The organism is Achromobacter sp. SIMBA_011 (assembly GCF_046535435.1).
GTDB classification, from domain to species: Bacteria; Pseudomonadota; Gammaproteobacteria; order Burkholderiales; family Burkholderiaceae_B; genus Achromobacter; species Achromobacter dolens.
Genome location: NZ_JAWRWN010000455.1, coordinates 1 through 272, shown reverse-complemented (window position 1 = coordinate 272; position 272 = coordinate 1). Strand labels below are relative to the sequence as shown.

The 272-nt window shown below is 64.7% G+C and carries 1 pseudogene; it reads right to left on the bottom strand.

What is annotated here, in order from left to right:
• Positions 1-71 precede the first annotated feature (71 nt).
• Positions 72-272 (bottom strand): annotated as a pseudogene (locus SB816_RS31695) (class I SAM-dependent methyltransferase); the annotation flags it as partial.

Genomic DNA, 272 nt, shown 5'->3' with positions numbered 1-272 from the left:
GGCGCATCGCGTGCGTTTTCAGCGAATGCTGCGCAGCGGGATGTCGTGGCGGGCGGTGCGAATCCGTGCGCTCACGCGCGGCAGATCGCGATGATCTCGGCGCTCGTCGCGTCGTCGAATGGCGCGCCTTGCCAGTCGCCGCACCATTGCGTCGCCGAGAAGCCGGCTGCCGTCACGCGTGCTTGCAGATCGGGTTGGGCGATGAAGCGCAATCGGCTCGTATTTTGCAGCCGTATATCGTCGCGGCAGAAACGGTAGTACGTGTCGAACGA